This window comes from Amycolatopsis ruanii (assembly GCF_003385175.1).
Taxonomy (GTDB): domain Bacteria; phylum Actinomycetota; class Actinomycetes; order Mycobacteriales; family Pseudonocardiaceae; genus Amycolatopsis_E; species Amycolatopsis_E thermalba.
This window is the reverse complement of sequence record NZ_PQHY01000042.1, coordinates 1-15631: the sequence shown is the minus strand read 5'-3', so window position 1 is coordinate 15631 and position 15631 is coordinate 1. Positions and strand designations below refer to the sequence as shown.

Genomic DNA, 15631 nt, shown 5'->3' with positions numbered 1-15631 from the left:
TAAGCGCACGCTTAGGACAGAAGGTGGCATCGATGCGGATCGGCACCCAGATCTCGTACTCCGGCGGGTTCGCCGAGAGCGTCCGCGACGTCGTCGAGCTGGAGAAGGCCGGCCTCGACGTCGTCACCATCCCCGAGGCCTACTCGTTCGACGCGGTCAGCCAGCTCGGCTACGTCGCGGCGAAGACCGAGCGCGTCCAGCTCGCGTCGGGCATCCTGCAGATCTACACGCGCACGCCGACGCTGACCGCGATGACGGCGGCCGGCCTGGACTTCGTGTCCGATGGCCGGTTCATCCTCGGCATCGGCGCGTCCGGGCCGCAGGTCGTGGAGGGCTTCCACGGCGTGCGCTACGACGCGCCGCTGGGCCGGACCCGCGAGATCGTGGAGATCTGCCGCCAGGTGTGGCGGCGCGAGCGCGTGGTGCACGACGGCAAGCACTACCAGATCCCGCTGCCCGCGGACCAGGGCACCGGCCTGGGCAAGCCGCTGAAGATCATCAACCACCCGGTGCGGGAGCGGATCCCGGTGCAGATCGCGGCCATCGGGCCGAAGAACGTGGCGCTGACCGCGGAGATCGCCGAGGGCTGGCAGCCGATCTTCTTCCACCCGGAGCGCGCCGCCGAGGTGTGGGGCGAGGCGCTGGCCGAGGGCCGGGCCAAGCGGGACCCGTCGCTGGGTGAGCTGGACGTCGCGGTCGGGGTGCCGGTGGCGATCGGCGAGGACGTGGGCCACATGCTCGACTGGGTCCGCCCGGTCGTCGCTCTCTACGTCGGCGGCATGGGCGCCCGCGGCAAGAACTTCTACAACGAGCTGGCCTGCCGCTACGGCTACGAGGCCGAGGCCAAGCTGATCCAGGACCTCTACCTGGACGGCAAGAAGGAGGAGGCCGCCGCCGCGATTCCGGCCGAGCTGCTGGAGGCGATCTCCCTGGTCGGCCCGAAGGGGCTGGTCAAGGAGCGGCTGGCCGCCCTGCGCGCGGCCGGGGTCACCACCCTGCAGGTCACGTTCCTCGAACCCGACCCGGCCCGGCGCGTCGGCGTGGTGAGCGAGCTGCGCGAACTGCTCAGCTGACCCGGTCCAGGAACAGGAAGTCGGTCACCCCGACGACCGACAGGATCTGGCGCACGCCGGGCGGCATGCTGGTGCGCTGCTCGTCGTGCACGACGCGGGGCCGGGTCGTCCGGACGGACCGGCCCCGCGTCTCGATCTCGCAGCCGCCCGCGGCGAGGATGTTGCGGACCCAGTCGGTGTCCGGCCCGTAGGTCAGCGCCAGGACGTAGCCGCCGTCGGCGCGGAAGACGTTCACCGGCGTCCGGTAGGTCGTCCCGGACTTGCGGCCCCGGTGGACGATCGTCCCGAACCCGGGCAGCCTCTTGGTCAGCGGGCCCAGGACGCGGTTGGTCGCGACGCGGTTGAACCGGGCGATCCTCTTCGGCAGCACCATGCGAACAGCATGCCCGTGCGGCCACCGAAAATCAACACGTGATGAATTGACGTTTGGCTGCGTGGGCGCGGTGGAACGCTGCGGCATGCCCGAGCTGCCGGACGTCGAAGGCTTCCGCCGCACGCTCGCCGCGCACGGGGTGGGCAAGCGGATCACCGGCGTGACCACGCTGGATGCGGGGGTGCTGCGCGGGGTGAGCGCGCGCCGGTTGCGGGAGGCGTTGCGGGGCCGGCGGTTCGGCGAGCCCCGGCGGCTGGGGAAGTGGCTGGTCGTGCCGGTGGACGGCGGCCCGGAGACGGTGGTGCTGCACTTCGGCATGACCGGGTCGCTGGAGTGGTCCGATTCGGACGACCGGCAGCGGCACGACCGGGTGATCTTCGCCTTCGACGACGGGGAGCTGCGGTACCGCGACATGCGCAAGCTGCAGGGCCTGCGCCTGCTCGCCGACGACGCGGAGCTGGACCGGCTGCTGGCCGGCACCGGGCCGGACGCGCTGGAGGTGCCGCGGGAGCGGTTCCGGGACCTGCTCGGCCGCCGCCGGGGGCTCAAGCCGCTGCTGACCGACCAGGCGGTGCTGGCCGGGCTGGGCAACCTGCTGGCCGACGAGATCCTGTGGCGGGCCCGGATCGCCCCGCGGGCGCGGGCCGCGGACCTGGACCGCGCGGCGGCCGACCGGCTGCACCGGGAGATGCGGAAGGTGCTGCGCGAGGCGGTGCAGGCCGGGCGGGTGCCGCCGCGCAAGACGTGGCTGACCGGACGGCGGGACGAGCCGTCGGGGTCGTGCCCGCGGTGCGGTCGTGCGCTGGCCCGTGGCCGGGTCGGCGGGCGGGGCACCGTGTGGTGCCCGCGGTGCCAGCCCGGTTGACAGCGCGGTTGACAGTGCGGGGAAATGGGGTAAGCCGGTGCCATGAACGACAAGGACGACGAGAAGAAGCCGGTCAGCCCGGAGCCGCCGCTGTCCCCGGACTTCCCGGAGGTGCGGCACCCCGATCTGGACCTCGGGCCCACCGACGACGTGGAGAAGCCGCCGAACTCGGAAAAGATCGAGGTCGAGGAAGGAGTGCCCGAGCCACCGGACTGAGCCCGGGCGGCGGGCACCGGGCGGAGCCCGGCCCGCGCTGGGAAGCAGCAGCCATCCGGCGCCGGCGGCGCTGGGCGCGGGGCCTGATGGCCGTCCGGCCGTGCCGGTACCGGCGGCGCTGGGCGGGGGCTGGCGGCCATGTGGCCGTTGCCCGGCGCCCATCGCGTCGAGCGTGGGGCCCGACGGCCACCCGGCGGCGGGGCCCGGGGTCCCGCGGGAAGGGCGGCCTCGGTGGGACCCCGGCTGCCGCGGTCGGCGTGCCGATCTCAGCGGCGGGGAGTCCCGGCGGCTGGTTCCGGTACGAGTGGCATCACGGCGCCCGCGAAATCAGCGCGAAGCGGCGATGTTCCGCCGCACCTGGGCGGGGTCCCGGTGGGCCGGCTCGCGGCCCACCGGCTGGTGCGGCGCCGGGCCGGGGTCGATCGGCGGGATCGGCTTCGTCGTCGGCGTCCCGGTCACCGACATCGGCTCGCCGTGGTGCCGGATCTCCACCTCCTTGCCGGACAGCAGCCGGTACGTCGCGTCGTCCCGGTGGATCTCCACCGCGAACCGGCTGCCGCGGAAGCACATGCGGAACTGGATGCGGTCCAGCGCGGGCGGCAGCCGCGGCGCGAAGCTCAGCTTGCCGTCGTGGTCGCGCATCCCGCCGAAACCCGCGACCACCCCCATCCACGCCCCGGCCAGCGACGCCATGTGCAGTCCGTTCCGGACGTTGTTGTGCACGTCGTGCAGATCGGTCAGCGCCGCCTCGCCCAGGTAGTCGTAGGCGAGGTCCAGGTGGCCCACCTCGGCCGCGATCACCGACTGCGTGCCTGCCGACAGCGACGAGTCCCGCACGGTCCTGGCCTCGTAGTAGGCGAAGTTGCGCTGCTTCTGCTCCGGCGTGAACGCATCCCCCCGGAAATGCAGCGCCAGCACCAGATCCGCCTGCTTGACCACCTGCTTGCGGTACAGGTCGAAGTACGGGTAGTTCAGCAGCAGCGGGTAGTTCTCCAGTGGCGTGCCCGCGAAGTCCCAGTCCAGGTGCTCGGTGAACCCCTCCGACTGCGGGTGCACCCCCAGCTCTTCGTTGTACGGCACGAACATCCGCTCGGCCGCCTGCCGCCAGGCCGCCAGCTCGGCTTCGTCCACACCGTACAGTGCCGCGACCTCCGGCACCCGCTCGCAGGACGCCGCCGCCTCGCGGAGGTTCCGTTGCGCCATCAGGTTCGTGTAGACGTTGTTGTCCGCGACCGCCGAGTACTCGTCCGGCCCGGTCACGCCGTCGATGCGGAAGCGGCCGTGCCGGTCGAAGTGGCCCAGTGACATCCACAGCCGCGCCGTCTCCAGCAGCAGCTCGGTGCCACACTGGCGCTCGAACTCCGCGTCACCGGTGGCCCAGTAGTAGCGGGCGACCGCGTCGGAGATGTCGGCGCTGACGTGGAACGCCGCGGTGCCCGCCGGCCAGTACGCCGAGCACTCCGCGCCGTTGATCGACCGCCACGGGAACGCCGCGCCGCGCAACCCCAGCTGCCGCGCCCGTTCCCGCGCCTTGGGCAGCGTGGAGTGCCGCCACCGCAAGGCATCCCGTGCCGCCTCCGGCACGCTGTAGGTCAGCACCGGCAGCACGAACGACTCGGTGTCCCAGAAGGCGTGGCCGTCGTAGCCCGGCCCGGTCAGCCCCTTGCCCGGGATCGCGCGGCTCTCCCCGCGGGCCCCGGCCTGCAGGATGTGGAACAACGCGAACCGGGTCGCCTGCTGCAGCTCCGGGTCGCCGTCGATCTCGATGTCGGCGGTCTCCCAGAAGTCGTCCAGGAAGGCGCGCTGCTCGGCCAGCAGCCCGTCCCAGCCGGTCTGCAACGCCCCGGCCAGCGCGGCGTCCACCTGCGCCCGCAGCGCCGGCACCGAACGCTGCGCCGACCACCCGTACCCGACGAACTTCGTCAGCCGCAGCACCTTGCCCTGCGGCACGTCCACCGCGATGCTCAGCCGCGCCAGGTCCTCCTCGGCGAGGATGTCGGTGCGCAGCCCGTCCGGCGACTCGATCTGGTGGTCCATCGCCGCGGCCACCCGCAGCCCGGACCGCCGCGTCTGGTGCACCAGCACCGCGCGGTAGCCCTCGGCGAGGAAGAACTCCGACTGGAGCGGCGACTGCAGCGCCGCGGCCACCCGCGGGTCCTTGCTGTCCGACTCGATCGGCTCGTTGGCCAGCAGGTCCGACTGCAGCACCAGCTGCATCTTCCCGTCCAGCGGCTCGACCTCGTACCGGATCGCCACCACCGCCCGCTGGGTGAACGACACCAGCCGCTGGGTCCGCACCCGCACGCACCGGCCGGTCGGCGACGACCACTCGGTGGTCCGGCTCAGCGTGCCCGTCCGGAAGTCCAGCACCCGCTCGTGCGCGGCCGCGGTGCCGTAGCGCATGTCGAACGGCTCGTCCTCCACCAGCAGGCGGATGATCTTGCCGTCGGTCACGTTCACGATCGTCTGCCCGGCCTCCGGGTAGCCGTAGCCGGCCTCCGCGTAGGGCAGCTCGTGTTCCTCGTAGAAGCCGTTCAGGTAGGTGCCGGGCAGACCGCGCGGCTCGCCCTCCTCGAGCGTGCCGCGCAGGCCGATGTGCCCGTTCGACAACGCGAACGTCGATTCGGTGCGCTGCAACTGGTCCACCGCCAGCCCGCGCCACCGCAGTTCCCACGGCGCGCATTCGTAGCCGCGCGTCACCAGGCTCATGCCTTGTCCCCCAGCAGTTCCGCGAGATCGTCCACCACCACGTCGGCGCCGTGCTCCCGCAGCGCCTCCGCCTGGTCCGCCCGGTTCACGCCGACGACGAACCCGAAGTTCCCCGCCCGGCCCGCTTCGACACCGGCCAGCGCGTCCTCGAACACCGCGGCCCGCTCCGGGCCGACGCCCAGCGCCTCGGCCCCGGCGAGGAACGAGTCGGGCGCCGGTTTGCCGCGCAGCCCGTCGCGGGTGATGACCAGCCCGTCGATGCGCGCCTGCACGAACGGGGTGAACCCGGCGGCGTCCAGGACCGCCTGCGCGTTCGCCGACGACGTCACCACCGCGATCGCCAGTCCCGCGTCCCGGGCGGCCTCCAGGTACCGGCGGGAGCCCTCGTAGGGATTCGGGCCGCGCTCGGCGATGATCCGCAGCACGAGATCGTTCTTGCGGTTGCCCAGCCCGTGCACGGTGTGCTCGGTGGGCGCGTCGCCCGGATCGCCCTCGGGCAGGTCGATCCCGCGCGAGGCGAGGAACGTGCGCACCCCGTCCAGCCGCGGCCGCCCGTCCACGAAGCGGGCGTAGTCGGCGTCGGTGAACGGGTGGAAACCGCTTCCGTCCCGTTCGCGCAGGAACTGGTCGAACGTCTGCTTCCAGGCCTCCCGGTGCAGCGCGGCGGTGCCGGTGAGGACACCGTCCAGGTCGAACAGGCACGCGGTGATGCCGTCGGGCAACCCGATCATGCCTGCACGGTACCTGCGAACCGGCGCGCTCGCCGCGCTCCGCTGCGTATAACGACCTATACCGGGCGGCGCTAGTGATCCGGGTGCGGGCGGACGTGGTGGATCAGCTCGTGGACGGTCGCGTCCGCGAGCCGGTACCGCACGATCCGGCCGGTTCGCCGCGCGGTGACCAGGCCGTGCGCGCGCAACAGCCGCAGCGCCTGGGAGACCGCGGTGTCCGTCATGCCGGCCGCCACCGCCAGGTCGGAGACGCAGATCTCCCGCGCGTAGTGGATGCACACGAGCAACGTCAGGCGCGACGGGTCGGCCAGGACGGAGAACCGCTCGGCCCACTCGCGCACCACGTCCCGCTCGCCGAGCCCGGCCAGCGCCGCCTCGACGGCCGGGCCGTCGATCACCCGGCGATCCGCCCCGTTCGTCACCCCGGCATCGTCTCATCCGCCCGCGGCCCGCGTTGCTGGCAGGATCGACGCGTGACCGACATTCCCTTCCGCACCGCACGGGAACTGCGCGCCGCGCTCGGGGCGCGCGAGCTGTCCGCCCGCGAGGTCGTCCAGGCGCACCTCGACCAGATCGACCGCGTCAACCCGCGGGTCAACGCCGTCGTCACGGTCGTCGCCGAGCGGGCGCTGGCCGAGGCGGCCTCGGCTGACGAGCGCGCCGCCCGCGGCGCGGACCTGCCGCCCCTGCACGGCATCCCGGTCGCGCACAAGGACACCCACGAGACGGCCGGCATCCGCACCACGTTCGGCTCGCCGCTGCACGCGGACCACGTGCCCGAACGCGACGAGCTGGTGATCGAGCGCATGCGGGCCGCCGGGGTGATCAGCCTCGGCAAGACCAACGTGCCGGAGTTCGCCGCCGGCTCGCACACCTTCAACCCGGTCTTCGGCGCCACCCGGAACCCCTACGACCCCGGCCGGTCCGCGGGCGGGAGCAGCGGTGGCGCCGCGGCCGCCCTGGCCACCGGGATGCACCCGCTCGCCGACGGCAGCGACCTCGGCGGGTCGCTGCGCAACCCGGCGTCGTTCTGCAACGTCGTCGGATTCCGGCCGTCGATCGGACGGGTGCCGTCGTGGCCGGCGCCGCTGGGCTGGTCCGGGCTGGCGACGGTGGGCCCGATGGCCCGCACCGTCGCCGACGCGGCGCTGCTGCTGTCGGTGCTCGCCGGGCCGGACCCGCGGTCGCCGATCGCGCTGGACGAGCCGGGGGAGGTCTTCGCCCGTCCGCTGGACCGCGACGTGCGCGGCCTGCGGATCGCGTGGTCGCCCGATCTGGGCGGGAGCGTGCCGGTGGAACCGGAGGTCGCGGACGTGGTCGAGGCGTCGGCGAAGGCGTTCGCGGACATGGGGTGCGTGGTGGAGCGCGACTGCCCGGACTTCACCGGCGCGGACGAGGCGTTCCGCATCCTGCGGGCGTGGCAGTTCGCGGTGAAGTTCGGGCCGCTGCTGGCGTCCGCGCGGGACCGGCTCAAGGACAGCATCGTGTGGAACACCGAGGAGGGGCTGCGGCTGTCGGCGACCGACGTGGGACGCGCCGAGGTCCTGCGCACCGAGCTGTTCCACCGCTTCCGCGAGTTCTTCACCCGCTACGACTTCCTGGTGCTGCCGGTGAGCCAGGTGCCGCCGTTCGACGGGGAGCTGGAGTACCCGGTGCGGGTCGCGGGCCAGGACATGGAGACCTACCTGGACTGGATGCGCTCGGCCTACTTCGTCACGGTCAGCGGTTCGCCCGCGTTGTCGGTGCCGGCCGGGTTCACGCCGGGTGGCCTGCCGGTGGGGGTGCAGATCGTGGGGCCGCACCGCGCGGACTTCGCCGTGCTGCAGCTGGGGCACGCGTTCGAGCAGGCCACCCAGGTGGGCCGGCAGCGCCCGGCGGTGGCGCGATGAGGGCGCGGGAGCTGTGGGTGGTGCTGGAGACGCTGCACGACGTCACCTACTTCGCCCCGCAGGCGAAGGCGGCGCACGAGGCCGCGGGGCTTCGCGGGTTCTGGCGCGGGTACGTCGGGACGCGGGCGGCGCCGCTGGGGGCTGCTGGGCTCGGGGTGGTGACGGCGGTGTTCTACAACTTCGCGCCGTCGTTCCTGGCGCGGTCGGTGCCCGCGATCTGGGACGTGGTGTCCCCGGCGGACGCGCTGGCGGCCCGGAGCGCGGGTGCGGTGGCGGCGCTGCGGGAGAGCGTGCCGGAGGTGCCGGGGCCGGTGCTGTCGGTGTTGCGGCGGATCGTGGAGGCGGCCGGCTGGGCGGGGCGGCCGCTGGGGGCGGCGAACGCCGCGTTGCCGTGGCCGGACGAGCCGCTCGCCGCGCTCTGGCAGGCGGCGACGACGTTGCGCGAGCACCGCGGCGACGGCCACGTGGCGGTGCTCGCCGCGGAGGGGATCGACGGCCTGGAGGCCCACGCCCTGCGCGACGCGGCGGACGGCAGCCGGAGCGTGGTGGCACCCCACCGCGGCTGGACGGACGAGGAGTGGACGGCGGCACGCGAGCGCCTCACCGCGCGGGGACTCGTGCGTGCGGACGGACTGACCGACGAGGGCGCCCGGCTGAGGGACCACATCGAGCGGCGGACGGACGAGCTGGCGGCGGCGCCGTACGCGGTGGCGGACGCGGACGAGCTGGCCACGCTGGATGGCTGGCTGAGGCCGATCGCGCGGGGGCTGGTGCCGGCGCCGGTGCCACACCCGAACCCGGTGGGGGCGCCCGCGCCCTGAGCCGCTGCGCGGGGCTGACCGCCGGGAGCCGCTGCGCGGCGCTGCCGCGGCGCGGTGGAGGGTGAAGGCAGCGGATGGCGGAGCCGGAGGGTGGTCAGGCCGGGTGGCGGGGATCGGCCGGGAAGCCGCTGCGCGGCGCTGCCGTGCCGGTCCGCTGCTGGCGCCGGGGCGTCGCACGCCGGCTTGGGTTCAGAACTGCAGCCAGCCCACCGCCGACGCCACCAGCAGCGCCGCCACCAGCACTGCCAGCACCACCGAGATCACGATCGTCGCGACGGGGAGGGCTCGTGGGGGTTTCTGCTGGTGGTGTGACAGGCCGGAGGTCTGCCCCGAGTCCGGCGGCGTGTCACCGGGGGCGACGCCTCCGCCGGGCTCCAGCCCCGGCGTCCGGGCCGGGTCGGGGTCGGGCGGGGTGTCGCCCGGCCGCGGATCGGGACCGCTCATCGCACACTCACCTTCCCACCGACGCCGACACGTCGAACGACAAGCCCTTGTCCCCGCCGGCCACGCGCACCCGCGCGCCCGGGGACAGCTCGCCGCGCAGCATCATCCTCGACAACGGGTTGTCGACCTCGCGCTGGATCGTGCGGCGCATCGGGCGCGCGCCGAACTCGGGCTGGTACCCGGCCCGCGCCAGCCACGACACCGCCTCCGGCGTGAACTCCAGCGTGATGCCCTGCGCGTGCGCCCGCCGTTTCGTCTGCTCCAGCATCAGCTCGGTGATCTGCTCCAGCTGCCGGACCGCCAGCTTGCGGAACACGATGATCTCGTCGATCCGGTTGAGGAACTCCGGCCGGAACGACTCCCGCAGCCGCCGCATCAGCCGGTCCCGCAGCGGCCCCTCGGCGTCGCCGCGGTCGGTGCCGAACCCGAGCGCGCCCTGCGTGCTGCTGGAGATGATCTCCGACCCGATGTTGCTGGTCATGATGAGCACGGTGTTGGTGAAGTTCACCGTGCGCCCGCGCCCGTCGGTGAGCCGGCCGTCGTCGAGGACCTGCAGCAGCACGTTGAAGATCTCCGGGTGCGCCTTCTCGATCTCGTCGAACAGCACCACCGAGTAGGGCCGCCGCCGCACCGCCTCGGTCAGCTGGCCGGCCTCCTCGTACCCGACGTAGCCCGGGGGAGCGCCGATCAGCCTGCTGACCGTGTGCCGCTCGCCGTACTCGGACATGTCCAGCCGGATCATCCGCTCCTCGTCGCCGAACAGCGCCGCCGCCAGCGCCCGCGCCAGCTCGGTCTTGCCGACCCCGGTCGGGCCGAGGAACAGGAAACTGCCGTAGGGCCGGCCCGGCGGGGCGAACCCGGCCCGCGACCGGCGCACCGCCTCGGCGACCGCGTCGACCGCCTCCTCCTGCCCGATGACCCGTTCGTGCAGGTGCTCCTCCAGCCGCAGCAGCCGGTCGCGCTCGTCCTCGGTCAGCTGGTTCACCGGCACCCCGGTCAGCCGCGAGATCACCTCGGCGATGTCCTCGCGCGTCACCTCCTGCGCCCCGCCGGGCCGCCCCTCGCTGTCCGCGGCGCGCAGCTGCTCACGCAGGCCGGCGATCTCGTCGCGCAGGGCCGAGGCGCGCTCGAAGTTCTCCTCCGCGACGGCCTGGTCCTTGTCCCGGGACAGCTCCTCCAGCCGGGCCTGCATCTCACGCACGTCGTGGGGACGGCGGCCGGCGCGCAGCCGCACCCGCGCGCCCGCCTGGTCGATCAGGTCGATCGCCTTGTCCGGCAGGAACCGGTCGGTCAGGTAGCGGTCGGACAGGTCGGCGGCCGCGGCCAGCGCCTCGTCGGTGAACCGGACCTGGTGGTGCGCCTCGTACCGGTCGCGCAGGCCGTGCAGGATCGCGACGGTGTCGGCCACCGACGGCTCGGGCACCAGGATCGGCTGGAACCGCCGCTCCAGCGCCGGGTCGTTCTCGATGTGCTGCCGGTACTCCTCCAGCGTGGTCGCGCCGACGATGTGCAGCTCGCCGCGGGCCAGCGCGGGCTTGAGCATGTTGCCCGCGCCCATCGAGCCCTCCGACGCGCCCGCGCCGACCACGGTGTGCAGCTCGTCGATGAACACGATCAGCTGGTCGCGGTGCGCGCGGATCTCGTCGAGGAGGTTGGTCATGCGCTCCTCGAAGTCGCCGCGGTAGCGGGTCCCGGCGACCATCGCGGTCAGGTCGAGCCGCACCACCTGGCGCCGGGCGAGCAGGTCGGGCACGTCGCCGTCGCAGATGCGCTGCGCCAGGCCCTCGACGATCGCCGTCTTGCCCACGCCCGGTTCGCCGATCAGCACCGGGTTGTTCTTGGTGCGCCGCGACAGCACCTCGATGGTCTGCTCGATCTCCTCGTCGCGCCCGACGACCGGGTCGATGTTGCCCTCGGCCGCCTCGGCGGTGAGATCGCGGCCGTACTGGTCCAGTGTCGGCGTGCCGGTGCGGGCCGGCCGCTGCTCGGGCCGGGCGCCCTGCGGTGACGGCCCCTGGAAGGCCTCCGGGGTGACGCCCGCCCGCGCGAGAATGCGGCCGGCCGCGGAGTCCGGGTTGGCCACGAGCGCGAGCAGCAGGTGCTGGGGCCCGATGTAGGTGGAGCCGAGGGTGCGGGCGATGCCGTGCGCGTCCAGCAGCGTGCGCTTGGCGCCCGGCGCGAGCATGGCCGGCGTGCTGCGCTGACCGGCGCCGTTGCCGTGCCGGTCGATCTCACGCGCGATGTCGTCGGGGTCGGCGCCCGCGCTCTCCAGCAGCCGGCGCGTCGGCGAGGCCTGGGTGGCCGCCCACAGCAGCTGTTCGGTGTCGACGTCGGTGCGGCCCTGCTCGGCGGCCTTCTCGGCGGCGTGCGCGACGAGTTCCCGCGCCTGGTCGGACATGAGGCGGGTGATGTCGACCGCGTTCGGCCGCCTGCTGGGCACGGCGTTGCCGAAGAACTGGGCCAGGAACTGGTCGAACGGACTGCCGGGCCCGCCCGCGAAGAAGCCGGTCATGTGCGCGGAACACTCCTTAGCCGTGGGGGTGCGCGCCCGGCGCTCCACATCGGACGGAACGGGCCCGGGCGATCCACCGCCGTCGGCTACCCGGGGCCGGGCGGGGTGAAACCGCGAGGTCAGGGCTCTTCGGTGAGCTTCTCGCGCAGGTGCTGCAGGGTCTGCGCGAGCAGCCGCGACACGTGCATCTGGGAGATGCCCACGCGCTTGGCGATCTGGGTCTGCGTCATGTTGCCGAAGAACCGCAGCATGAGGATGGTGCGCTCGCGCGGGGCCAGGTCGCGCAGCAGCGGCTGCAGTGCCTCGTGGTTCTCCACCGTCTCGATGCCGTAGTCCTCTTCCCCGAGGGTGTCGGCCAGCGACGCGGCGTCGTCGTCCTCACCGGCGGGTTTGTCGACCGACACGGCGTAGTAGGCGTTGCCGGCCTGCAGGCCCTCGCTCACCTCGTCGGGCGTGAGGTCCAGCTCGCGGGCGATCTCGGTCGGGGTCGGCGCGCGGCCCAGGCGCTGGCCCAGCTCGCCGCTGGCCTGCCCGATCTGCAGGTGGAGTTCCTTGAGCCGGCGCGGCACCCGCACCGACCAGCTGGCGTCGCGGAAGTGCCGCCGCACCTCGCCCATGATCGTGGGCACCGCGAAGGACAGGAAGTCGGTGCCGCGTTCCGGCTCGAACCGGTCGACGGCGTTGATCAGCCCGACCCGCGCGACCTGCAGCAGGTCCTCGTACGCCTCGCCGCGCCCGCTGAACCGGCGCGCGATGTGCTCGGCCACCGACAGGTACTGGGTGACCAGCGCGGTGCGGAGCCGCTCGCGGCGCGGATCCTCCGGCGGGGTGGCCGCCAGATCCGTGAAGGTGGGGGTGTCGTCCACCGAGGAATCGTTGTCCTCGACGGTGCCCGCGAGGCGCGTCTCAGCCAACGTTCCGCTTCCCCCCGCTGCTTCGTCCCGGCCTGGTCATGGCCCGGGCTACCCCGTCCCGCCGTTCGCCACACCTGGTTGCGGCCGCCCGCCGCGGGGAACCCCGGGCGGACGAGCCGGAACGAAGGAGGTCTTTCCATGGCTGCACACACCACGGGGCGGGCGCCGGTGGCCCAGGGTTTCGCGCTACTGGTCGGCGTGGTGTTCCTGGCACTGGGGATCGGCGGGTTCGCCACGTCCGGCGAACTCCTCGGGTTCCACACGGGAACGCTGCTGAACCTGACGCGCACCGCGGTCGGCCTGCTCGCGCTGGTGGCGGCCTGGAAGGGACCGTCCGCGCGGATCCTCGGCCTGGTGGTCTTCTTCGGACTGCTGGGCATCACCGTGTGGGGCCTGCTGTCGGCGGGCACCGGCGGCCCGGGTGACGTCCGCCGCCTGTTCGACCCGGCCTGGACCGACAACGCCCTGCACGGCGTGGTCGCGGTGCTGGGACTGGTCGTCTTCCTGCTGCCCACCCGGACGAGGAACACCGAACGCGTGTGACGACTACGGAGAGTAGCAGTGCTGCGTAGCGTGTTTAGTTCCTCTGCCAGGGTGAAAGAACTCCTCCATGAGACGGGGAGAGGACGATCCGCTGCGAATCCTGGTGTGGCACGTGCACGGGTCGTGGACCAGTTCGTTCGTGCGCGGGCGGCACGAGTACCTCCTTCCGCTGTTGCCGGAGGGCGGTCCCTGGGGCCGGGGGCGTTGTGACCGAGCGTGGCCGTCGGCGCGGGAAGTGAGCCCGGCCCAGCTGCGCGACGCCGACATCGACGTGGTCGTCCTCCAGCGCCCGGAGGAGATCGAGCTGGCCGAGCGCTGGACCGGGCGGAAGCCCGGCCGGGACGTGCCGGCGGTGTTCGTCGAGCACAACACCCCGACCGGCGACGTGCCGCGCACGCGGCACCCGCTGGCCGGCCAGGACGAGATCCCGCTGGTGCACGTCACCCACTTCAACCACCTGATCTGGGACTCCGGCCGGGCGCCCGCCACGGTCATCGAGCACGGGGTGGTCGACCCGGGTGAGCTCTACACCGGCGAGGAGGCCTCGATCGGCCTCGTGATGAACGAGCCGGTGCGGCGGGGCCGGGCGGTGGGCACCGACCTGCTGCCCGCCTTCGCCGAGGTCGCGCCGCTGGACGTGTGGGGCATCGGCGTGGAGAAGCTCGAGGAGCACTTCGGCTTGGGCGAGCGCCTGCGCACGCGGGGTGATCTCGGGCAGGACGCCCTGCACGCGGGACTGGCGCGGTGCCGGCTGTACCTGCACACGCCACGCTGGACGTCGCTGGGCCTGTCGCTGATCGAGGCGATGCACCTGGGGATGCCGGTGGTGGCGGTGGCCGGCACGGAGGCGTCCCGGGCAGTGCCGCCGGAGGCGGGTTTCGTCTCGGCGGACGTGAACGAACTGGTGCGGGCGGCCGCCGAGCTCATGGCGGACCCGGAACTGGCGCACCGGATGGGCAAGCAAGCGCGCGAGCACGCGCTGGCCAGCTACGGCCTGGACGCCTTCCTGCGCAACTGGGACGTCCAGCTCGGCCGGGTGACGAGTGGAGGTAGCGCATGAAGATCTCGATGGTGTCGGAGCACGCCAACCCCCTGGCCGTGCTGGGCGAGGTGGACGCGGGCGGGCAGAACCTGCACGTGGCGGAGCTGTCCGCGGCGTTGTGCCGCCAGGGCCACGACGTCACCGTCTACACCCGGCGCGACGACCGCGCGCAGCCGGAGCAGGTCCGGGCCCCCGCGGGCTACCGGGTCGTGCACGTCCCGGCCGGCCCCGCGGAGCGCCTGCCCAAGGACGAGCTGCTGCCGCACATGACCGAGTTCGGGCGCTACCTGGCGAAGTCGTGGCAGCGGGACACCCCGGACGTGGTGCACGCGCACTTCTGGATGTCCGGGCTGGCGTCGCTGCTGGCCACCCGCGGCACCGACGTGCCGGTGGTCCAGACCTTCCACGCCCTCGGTGTGGTGAAGAAGCGCTACCAGGGCACCGCCGACACCAGCCCGCCCGAGCGGGTGCAGCTGGAGCGGCTGATCGGCAAGAACGCCGCCCGCGTCGCCGCGACCTGCTCCGACGAGGTCTTCGAGCTGGCCCGGATGGGCCTGCCGCGCGCACGCATGTCGGTCGCCCCGTGCGGGGTGGACCTGGAGCGCTTCACGCCGGACGGGCCGGCCGCCCCGCGCGGCACCCTGCACCGGATCGTCAGCGTCGGCCGGCTGGTGCCGCGCAAGGGGTTCGCGACGGCGATCGCCGCGCTGCCCGCCGTGCCCGGCGCCGAGCTGGTGATCGCCGGTGGCCCCGAGCAGGGACGGCTCGCCGACGACCCGGAGGCCAATCGCCTGCTGGAGCTGGCCCGGCGGCTCGGTGTCGCCGACCGGGTGCGGCTGCTGGGCCAGGTGACGCGCGATGAGATGCCGTCGCTGCTGCGGTCGGCGGACCTGGTCGTGTGCACGCCGTGGTACGAGCCGTTCGGCATCGTGCCGCTGGAGGCCATGGCCTGCGGGGTCCCGGTGGTGGCGGCCGCGGTCGGCGGGCTGATCGACACCGTGGTGGACGGCGTGACCGGTGAGCTGGTGCCGCCGAAGCGGCCGGAGGAGCTGGCGGCGACCCTGCGGCGGCTGCTGGGCGACCCGGCGCAGCGCGAGGCGTACGGGATCGCCGGGTGCGACCGGGCCCGGTCGCGGTACTCGTGGGACCGCATCGCGGTCGACGTCCTGCGCATCTACGAGAAGGCGCTGGGGGACAAGGTCCCGGCCGGTGCGGTGGTGCCCGCGGACGCCGCGGCGAGCCCGGTCTGACGCGAGCGAGCGGAAAGCCCCCTCGGGAGTGGTTCCCGAGGGGGCTCTTTCCGTCAGGTCAGCTTGTTGACCGCGGACTGGGCCTTGCCCTTGACCGTGCCCATCGCGTCCTGCGTGGGCGAGTAGGTCGCGTAGAGCTGTGGGTCGGGTTTGGGGGCGCTGCCGGGGCCGCCGAGGGGTTTGGGGTCCATGAGGTAGTCGATGCGGTCCTCTCCGGTGGACCAGGAGCCTTTGTTGCCGTCGGGGCCG

15 protein-coding genes and 1 pseudogene are annotated in these 15631 nt (G+C 73.5%); 8 read left to right on the top strand and 8 right to left on the bottom strand.

Annotated elements, in window-relative coordinates; translation table 11 throughout:
- Positions 1-32: 32 nt before the first annotated feature.
- A complete protein-coding gene (locus D0D28_RS21665) occupies positions 33-1073 on the top strand; it encodes an LLM class F420-dependent oxidoreductase (protein WP_094005950.1) in 1041 nt (346 codons plus the stop codon).
- On the opposite strand, the gene D0D28_RS21660 is transcribed toward D0D28_RS21665, so the two are convergent.
- Positions 1066-1446 (bottom strand): nitroreductase family deazaflavin-dependent oxidoreductase, encoded by a 381-nt coding sequence (locus D0D28_RS21660; RefSeq protein WP_094005951.1) that lies wholly within the window; start codon positions 1444-1446, stop codon positions 1066-1068. The genes D0D28_RS21665 and D0D28_RS21660 overlap by 8 nt on opposite strands.
- Positions 1447-1507: 61 nt before the next feature.
- On the opposite strand from D0D28_RS21660, the gene D0D28_RS21655 reads away from it, so the two are divergent.
- On the top strand, positions 1508-2311 hold the full coding sequence (locus D0D28_RS21655) for an Fpg/Nei family DNA glycosylase (RefSeq protein WP_240323296.1): 804 nt from the start codon (positions 1508-1510) through the stop codon (positions 2309-2311).
- Between the two features lie 42 nt (positions 2312-2353).
- Positions 2354-2527 carry a hypothetical protein gene (locus D0D28_RS36235; protein WP_167481517.1) on the top strand — a complete coding sequence of 58 codons (174 nt, stop codon included), beginning with the start codon at positions 2354-2356 and terminating at the stop codon, positions 2525-2527.
- A gap of 327 nt (positions 2528-2854) precedes the next feature.
- Here the strand turns inward: D0D28_RS36235 and D0D28_RS21650 are convergent, their stop codons facing one another.
- The 3 genes from D0D28_RS21650 to D0D28_RS21640 form a co-directional block, all read right to left on the bottom strand.
- Complete coding sequence (locus D0D28_RS21650) at positions 2855-5236, bottom strand: glycoside hydrolase family 65 protein (RefSeq protein ID WP_116111837.1); 2382 nt, start codon at positions 5234-5236, stop codon at positions 2855-2857.
- Entirely contained in the window at positions 5233-5967 is a 735-nt protein-coding gene (locus D0D28_RS21645) for an HAD family hydrolase (RefSeq protein WP_094005954.1), read from the bottom strand. The genes D0D28_RS21650 and D0D28_RS21645 overlap by 4 nt, the downstream gene beginning before the upstream one ends.
- Positions 5968-6038: 71 nt before the next feature.
- Entirely contained in the window at positions 6039-6389 is a 351-nt protein-coding gene (locus tag D0D28_RS21640; RefSeq protein WP_094005955.1) for an ArsR/SmtB family transcription factor, read from the bottom strand.
- A 51-nt stretch (positions 6390-6440) separates the two neighbouring features.
- On the opposite strand from D0D28_RS21640, the gene D0D28_RS21635 reads away from it, so the two are divergent.
- Complete coding sequence (locus D0D28_RS21635; protein ID WP_116111835.1) at positions 6441-7856, top strand: amidase; 1416 nt, start codon at positions 6441-6443, stop codon at positions 7854-7856.
- Positions 7853-8677, top strand: coding sequence for an SCO6745 family protein (locus D0D28_RS21630; protein ID WP_116111833.1), 825 nt, complete (start codon positions 7853-7855; stop codon positions 8675-8677). The genes D0D28_RS21635 and D0D28_RS21630 overlap by 4 nt, the downstream gene beginning before the upstream one ends.
- Before the next feature lie 189 nt (positions 8678-8866).
- Here the strand turns inward: D0D28_RS21630 and D0D28_RS21625 are convergent, their stop codons facing one another.
- The 3 genes from D0D28_RS21625 to D0D28_RS21615 form a co-directional block, all read right to left on the bottom strand.
- Complete coding sequence (locus D0D28_RS21625; protein WP_094005957.1) at positions 8867-9121, bottom strand: DUF6480 family protein; 255 nt, start codon at positions 9119-9121, stop codon at positions 8867-8869.
- 7 nt (positions 9122-9128) lie between these two features.
- A complete protein-coding gene (locus D0D28_RS21620; protein WP_116111831.1) occupies positions 9129-11633 on the bottom strand; it encodes an ATP-dependent Clp protease ATP-binding subunit in 2505 nt (834 codons plus the stop codon).
- A gap of 119 nt (positions 11634-11752) precedes the next feature.
- Positions 11753-12547 carry a SigB/SigF/SigG family RNA polymerase sigma factor gene (locus D0D28_RS21615; RefSeq protein ID WP_094005959.1) on the bottom strand — a complete coding sequence of 265 codons (795 nt, stop codon included), beginning with the start codon at positions 12545-12547 and terminating at the stop codon, positions 11753-11755.
- Between the two features lie 138 nt (positions 12548-12685).
- Between D0D28_RS21615 and D0D28_RS21610 the strand changes: the two genes are divergently transcribed.
- From D0D28_RS21610 to D0D28_RS21600, 3 genes are all read left to right on the top strand, one after another.
- The gene (locus D0D28_RS21610) at positions 12686-13090 is read left to right on the top strand and encodes a DUF4383 domain-containing protein (protein ID WP_116111828.1); all 405 of its coding nucleotides are present in this window, start codon (positions 12686-12688) and stop codon (positions 13088-13090) included.
- Between the two features lie 235 nt (positions 13091-13325).
- A complete protein-coding gene (locus D0D28_RS21605) occupies positions 13326-14150 on the top strand; it encodes a glycosyltransferase (protein ID WP_116111826.1) in 825 nt (274 codons plus the stop codon).
- Entirely contained in the window at positions 14147-15382 is a 1236-nt protein-coding gene (locus D0D28_RS21600) for a glycosyltransferase (protein ID WP_116111823.1), read from the top strand. Before D0D28_RS21605 ends, D0D28_RS21600 begins: the two co-directional genes overlap by 4 nt.
- 53 nt (positions 15383-15435) lie before the next feature.
- On the opposite strand, the pseudogene D0D28_RS21595 reads toward D0D28_RS21600, so the two are convergent.
- Positions 15436-15631 (bottom strand): annotated as a pseudogene (locus tag D0D28_RS21595) (manganese catalase family protein); the annotation flags it as partial.

Excerpts from the sequence above, each read along its gene's own strand:
- D0D28_RS21665 (WP_094005950.1), top strand. The coding sequence starts at position 33 with ATGCGGATCGGCACCCAGATCTCGTACTCCGGCGGGTTCGCCGAGAGC.
- D0D28_RS21660 (WP_094005951.1), bottom strand. The coding sequence starts at position 1,446 with ATGGTGCTGCCGAAGAGGATCGCCCGGTTCAACCGCGTCGCGACCAAC.
- D0D28_RS36235 (WP_167481517.1), top strand. The coding sequence starts at position 2,354 with ATGAACGACAAGGACGACGAGAAGAAGCCGGTCAGCCCGGAGCCGCCG.
- D0D28_RS21650 (WP_116111837.1), bottom strand. The coding sequence starts at position 5,236 with ATGAGCCTGGTGACGCGCGGCTACGAATGCGCGCCGTGGGAACTGCGG.
- D0D28_RS21645 (WP_094005954.1), bottom strand. The coding sequence starts at position 5,967 with ATGATCGGGTTGCCCGACGGCATCACCGCGTGCCTGTTCGACCTGGAC.
- D0D28_RS21630 (WP_116111833.1), top strand. The coding sequence starts at position 7,853 with ATGAGGGCGCGGGAGCTGTGGGTGGTGCTGGAGACGCTGCACGACGTC.
- D0D28_RS21625 (WP_094005957.1), bottom strand. The coding sequence starts at position 9,121 with ATGAGCGGTCCCGATCCGCGGCCGGGCGACACCCCGCCCGACCCCGAC.
- D0D28_RS21620 (WP_116111831.1), bottom strand. The coding sequence starts at position 11,633 with ATGACCGGCTTCTTCGCGGGCGGGCCCGGCAGTCCGTTCGACCAGTTC.
- D0D28_RS21610 (WP_116111828.1), top strand. The coding sequence starts at position 12,686 with ATGGCTGCACACACCACGGGGCGGGCGCCGGTGGCCCAGGGTTTCGCG.
- D0D28_RS21600 (WP_116111823.1), top strand. The coding sequence starts at position 14,147 with ATGAAGATCTCGATGGTGTCGGAGCACGCCAACCCCCTGGCCGTGCTG.